At 34.6% G+C, this 3,922-nt stretch carries 1 protein-coding gene and 1 pseudogene; both read left to right on the plus strand.

From position 1 onward, the window contains the following. Window positions 1–899: 899 nt before the first annotated feature. A complete protein-coding gene (locus CKF58_RS08210; protein WP_119532770.1) occupies window positions 900–1,874 on the plus strand; it encodes an HlyD family secretion protein in 975 nt (324 codons plus the stop codon). 12 nt (window positions 1,875–1,886) lie between these two features. After that, window positions 1,887–3,815, plus strand: a pseudogene (locus tag CKF58_RS08215) (ATP-binding cassette domain-containing protein); the annotation flags it as partial. Between the last annotated feature and the right edge of the window lie 107 nt (window positions 3,816–3,922).

A 3,922-nucleotide genomic window follows, 5' to 3' on the forward strand; every position in this document is an offset into this window, starting at 1 on the left:
TGCTCCATCCCGCAATAAAAAACCTTATTGCAAGATCCACAAAAACTTTAAGAAGTATCTTTTTTTTAAGTTCTTGTCTTTCCTCAACGCTGACTATTATAGATCAGAAAAGAGTCTAATGCAAGAGATTTTTAAAAATATTTTTAAGTTTTTGTCTAAGTGTTTGTTTTTTAGGAAACAAAAAATTAAAGATTTTTTGCTTATATTAGGCAAAATTTAATTAATAAAATAATTTCTTATTAAGTCTATGTGTTTTTTATTTATCTTAGTTCCCTAAAATTTAAATTAATATTTATTTGTTGATTTGTCTTTTTACGTTTTACTCGTTGTGCTAGCGCTTACGAAAGAATTTTTCGTAGACATACCAAATAACAAATGCTACCAATAAATAGAAAGCTACTTTTAAGAAGAATCTAAAAGTTAAAGCAAAAAATACGACAAGAGCAATAATTCTTACGTAATTAGGTAAAGAGTTAAACCAAGAAAGAAAACGATTGAACTGTACAAATAATTGCTGTAAAAAGTTTTGCATAGTTTGTTAGTAAGTTAAATCTCTACTACGGTCGAATTTAAAGCTCTTAGGTAATAGTGATAAGGTTTATGGTTAATATTTTTCTACATTCTTAATATACAGGTAAATTTTTATTTTTCACGTATACATATACAAAAATTTAACAATATTTGAGTAGAAATTTAGCTTTGGCTAAACAACGCGCAAATGAGTAGTTTAATAATAAACAAAAATTACATTTTTGTATACTTATCCTAACTTTCAGTCTATTCTGTGTTGGTATTAAAAAGCTCTAAGTAGCTCTATAATTATTTACGCAATAGTTAATAAATATTTTGAACTTAGTCTATTTTTGAACTTAATCAATTTAAACTTTTTGGTCAAACTTATGGATAAACGTCTTAGATTGTTAATAGGGATCGTAGTTCTCATTCTACTAGGCTCTGGTTATTACATATATACCAATGTAGTTAAAGCCTTACCAACTGGGATAGCTGGGCAAAATGGTCGGATTGTTGTTAAACGTATCGATGTAGCAACTTTATATTCAGGTAAAGTAGAGAAAGTGCTGATTGAAGAGGGCGAAGTTGTTAAACAAAACCAAGCTTTAGCTACTTTACAAAGTGCTCAAACGACAGCGCAACTTGAAAATGCCCATGCACAAGTAACAAGTACCCAACAAGCTGTTGTTGCTGCACAGGCAGCTTTGGATAAAGCACAACAGCAATTAAAAATTGCCCGTTTAGAATATACCAATGCTAGTCAATTACGTAAAAATAATTTAATTTCGAGCACAGAATATCAACAACATTTAGCGAACTATAATTCTGCTAAAGCACAGGTCGAAAGTGCACAATCTGCAGTGGCACAAGCGCAAGCTCAAGTTAGTGCTGCCAATGCTCAATTACAAGCTGCTTCAACTATGGATCAAGATATGACGATCAACGCACCAATTGCGGGACGAATTGAATATCGTTTAGTTGATCCTGGTAATGTAGTAGCAACTGGAGCAAAAATTGCCAGCATTTTAGATCCAACAAACGTATACATTAATATTTTCTTACCAACGGAACAAGTTAACCAATTAAAAATCGGTCAAGAAGCACGCATTATTTTAGATGGAGTAGACGCTGTATTTCCAGCATCTGTAACCTACGTTGATTCACAAAATCAATTTACCCCTAAATCAGTTGAAACTGCTGACGAACGAACAAAATTAGTGTTCAAAGTTAAGTTACAAATTACGCATGACGTGGCACAAAAATATAGTAGTCTTTTAAAAAGTGGCATGCCTGCCATGGGATATGTACGTTACGATAGTAGTGCAGCTTGGCCAAGTGAATACCAAGTGAAATTACCGTAATAGGTATTAATCATGAGTGAAAATAAAATTGCAGTATCAGTAACAGGCGTAAGCCATATTTACGATAAACAAGTACAAGCTTTAAATAATATTTCGCTTGATATACCTCAAGGTAAAACCATAGGCTTAATTGGACCAGATGGGGTTGGAAAATCTACTTTATTATCTCTAATTGCTGGAGTAAAAGTACTGCAGCAAGGACAAATTAAAGTTTTTGCCAAAGATATTGCTAATCCGATCCATCGCCAAGAACTAGCGCATAAAATTGCATTTATGCCCCAAGGCTTAGGCAAGAACCTTTATCCAACGCTAACGATTTTAGAAAATATTGAATTTCATGCACGTTTATTTGGTTTAGATAAACAAGCACGTGAACAACGTATTAAGCGTTTATTAAATGCAACCGGATTATTACCCTTTGCGCAACGTGCTGCTGGTAAACTTTCAGGAGGAATGAAACAAAAACTTAGTCTATGTTGTGCTTTAGTACATAGTCCGGATTTGTTAATTCTTGATGAACCAACTACAGGAGTTGACCCATTATCACGTCGTCAGTTTTGGAGTCTAGTCGAAGATTTACGCAAAGAAACTCTAGGGATGACGGTCATTGTTGCAACCGCTTATATTGATGAAGCGCAAGGATTTGAGCATCTTTTAGCTATGGATGAGGGAAAACTTATAGCCAATGCCCCAACGCTAGAAGTGATGGCAAATACTAACTCAACCAACTTAGAACAAGCATACATTAAACTTCTACCTCCTGAAAAACGTGGTGCAGAACAAGGGCTAATTATTCCACCTTTCCAAGTAGATGAGAAAGAAATCCCTGCAATTGAAGCCCATAATTTAACTAAACGTTTTGGTAATTTTACTTCGGTCGATGATGTTAGTTTTACTATCCCGCGTGGAGAAATATTTGGCTTCCTTGGTTCAAATGGTTGTGGTAAATCTACAACTATGAAAATACTTACAGGATTATTAGAACCGACATCAGGCAGCTGTAAACTCTTAGGGAAACATTTAGATGCTAATGACATGGAAACACGTAAAAAAGTTGGCTACATGTCGCAAGCTTTTTCGCTCTACGAAGAATTAACCGTAGAACAAAATTTAATGTTACATGCTAAGCTCTATCAAATTCCGCAACCAGAGTGGCAAGAATATGTTAATCGCTCGTTGGCACAATTTGATTTAACGCATTTAGCTCATACAACTCCTTCTTCTTTATCCTTGGGAATCAGACAAAGATTGCAATTAGCAGCTGCTTGTTTACATCATCCTGAAGTGTTAATTCTGGACGAACCAACTTCAGGAGTAGACCCTGCTGCCCGTGATATGTTCTGGCAATACTTAATTAAATTATCACGAGAAGATCGTATAACTATCTTTATTACGACGCACTTTATGAATGAAGCCGCAAGATGTGATCGTATTTCTTTAATGCATCGGGGTAAAGTTCTAGCGGTAGATACACCGGAAAATTTACGGCTTAGTAAGCAAGCGGATACTCTTGAACAGGCATTTATTTCCTATTTAGAAGAGAATGCTGATGATATTATTAATCCTCAACCAATAGCCATTGAGCCTACTAACTCAAATGCTCACAAAAATAATAATGCTACTAGTGGCTTATGGACATGGTTCACCTTAGTTTGGGCATTTGCCATTCGCGAAGGACGTGAACTGTTACGCGACAAAATTCGCTTATTCTTTGCGATTGGTGGACCGGCTATTATGCTGCTAACCATGGCTTCGAGTATTTCTTTTGATGTTAATCCGAGTAAATTTGTAGTACTTGATAATGATCACTCAAGCGAAAGTCAAAATTTAGTCACAGCTTTTTCTGGCTCTCCTTATTTTATCTATGCTGGAGCAATGCAAGATCGTGCAGCACTTAAAGAAAATTTAGAAAGTGGTGATATTAAATTAGTTATTGAACTCTTAACCTTTAAACCACTTTTTCCAAAGTAATAATAAACTATTGATTTTTCGTTACAAAATAAGCAATAAAGTATTTCTAATTATCAAGGAAGGTATGACTTTCTGTT

Source organism: Psittacicella hinzii, assembly GCF_003585935.1.
GTDB lineage: Bacteria > Pseudomonadota > Gammaproteobacteria > Enterobacterales > Psittacicellaceae > Psittacicella > Psittacicella hinzii.